Source organism: Streptomyces sp. NPDC058650 (genome assembly GCF_042717315.1).
Lineage (GTDB): Bacteria > Actinomycetota > Actinomycetes > Streptomycetales > Streptomycetaceae > Streptomyces.
The window spans coordinates 1-1,078 of record NZ_JBHXRL010000091.1; the positions used below are offsets into that span (position 1 = coordinate 1).

The window sequence follows — 1,078 nt, forward strand, 5'->3', positions numbered from 1 at the left end:
GCGGTCGGGCGCAACCCGATCAGCATCATCGTGCCGTGCCATCGGGTCGTCGGTGCCGACGGATCCCTCACGGGCTACGCCGGAGGGCTCGAGCGCAAGCGCCACCTGCTCGAGCTCGAGGGTGCACCGGTGGTCGCGCAGCCGCGGCTCTTCTAGGCGGGGCTCTTCTCGGCAGTGTTCGGCACGGCGGGGCTCTCCGCGCCCGCCTCGGTGACGGGACGCACGTCGTCGCCGACGGCGATCGAGCCCGACGACAGGGGCACCATGAGCACGCCGAACCAGGTCTGGCCGTCCCAGCGGCGGTGCTTCGCGAGCGTGCGGATCGGCTCCTTGCCGCGGGTGATGGTCTCGGGGTCGATCGTGGTCATCACGCAGCGGTCGCAGACCTTCGCGATGCGGAAGCGCACCTCGCCGAGGTCGACGAACGGCCAGCCGTCTTCGGCGAAGGGCTCGTCGCCGTCGATCACGACGTTCGGCCGGAAGCGCAGCATGTCGAGGTAGGGCGTCTCCTCGTCGGTCCAGGCGTTGAGCTGGGCGAGGGATGCCTCGCTCGCGAGCAGCACCGGGCCGGCATCGGCCAGCGTCAGCCGGTCGTCGGGGAGGCCGCCGTTCTTCGGATTCACCGTGCGCTCGCGCGGATCGGGCTGCCAGACGAGCCGCGCCTCGATGCCGAGCCGGGCGCTCAGCCACGCGTCGGCCTCGTCGCCGGCCGGCAGCGCCGTGCCCTGGCGCGTGTGGCCGACCGGGATCGGCGCGGCGTCCGTCGGGCGATCGACCCGGATCGGATCGCCGGCGCCGCTGCGTTCACCGAGCAGGAGGCCGCCATCGGCGAGCAGTTCGGCCGTCAGCGCGAGCATGTGGTTCTTCTCACGTGCCGTCACTTGTGCGCCGGAAGCGTCGACCACGCCCCAGCGGCGATCGCCCGCGAGCCCCCACGGCAGCACCTCGGCCGAGTCGACATCGATGCCTGCGAACGACTTGACGGGATGGATCCGGAGACGCGTGACCTGCATTCGAGCATGCTAGCGAACCTTGCCCGGCCGAGCCCTGTCGGTGGCTGGTGGGAGCCGTGCGCCAC

The 1,078-nt window shown here is 71.9% G+C and carries 2 protein-coding genes; one reads left to right on the forward strand and one right to left on the reverse strand.

Features of this window, described 5'->3' with window-relative positions:
* Window positions 1–156 (forward strand): methylated-DNA--[protein]-cysteine S-methyltransferase (locus ACFWWU_RS37465; RefSeq protein ID WP_384153756.1); only part of this gene is annotated, 156 nt, incomplete at its 5' end.
* Here the strand turns inward: ACFWWU_RS37465 and ACFWWU_RS37470 are convergent.
* Window positions 153–1,013: an MOSC domain-containing protein gene (locus tag ACFWWU_RS37470; RefSeq protein ID WP_384153753.1), complete on the reverse strand. Its 861-nt coding sequence runs from the start codon at window positions 1,011–1,013 to the stop codon at window positions 153–155. The two genes, ACFWWU_RS37465 and ACFWWU_RS37470, sit on opposite strands and share 4 nt — an antisense overlap.
* Between the last annotated feature and the right edge of the window lie 65 nt (window positions 1,014–1,078).